This window comes from Bacillus sp. 05T31 (assembly GCF_056396725.1).
Genome location: NZ_JBFTMA010001356.1, coordinates 1 through 473 on the forward strand (window position 1 = coordinate 1; position 473 = coordinate 473).

Annotated in this window: 1 pseudogene; it reads right to left on the minus strand. The window is 40.6% G+C overall.

The features are described 5' to 3' along the window. A pseudogene (locus AC1DJR_RS33285) lies at nt 1-473 on the minus strand (type VII secretion protein EsaA); the annotation flags it as partial.

Below are 473 nucleotides of genomic sequence, written 5' to 3' on the forward strand. Positions count from 1 at the left end.
ATTACCTGTTCCAGGGTCTGGGTTTCCTCCATTACCTGTTCCAGGGTCTGGGTTTCCTCCATTACCTGTTCCAGAATCTGGATTCCCTTCATTACCTGTTCCAGGGTTTGGGTTTCCTCCGTTACCTGTCCCAGTTCCACCTTCTTGGTTTCCTCCGTTACCTATTCCAGATCCACCTTCTTGGCTTCCTCCATTATTTCCTTTTGTGTTTTCTGTTTTTTGAATGATAGTTTTTTTAGCATTGTGTACTAACGGCATTATGCCATACTGTGATTTATGAACCACATTTTCCACCTTGCTGTTTTCAGTTTGTGTTCCTTTATCTTCTTTACTAGGTTCTTCTTTTTCATAGCTCCCACTCAATTTCCAGTCCCACATTACAGGAGAGAAAACATCTATATTGATGTTTGGATCTTTTAACTTCACACGCAAGCTAATCTTTATATCCCCTTCATTACGAGGAGATATTGTAA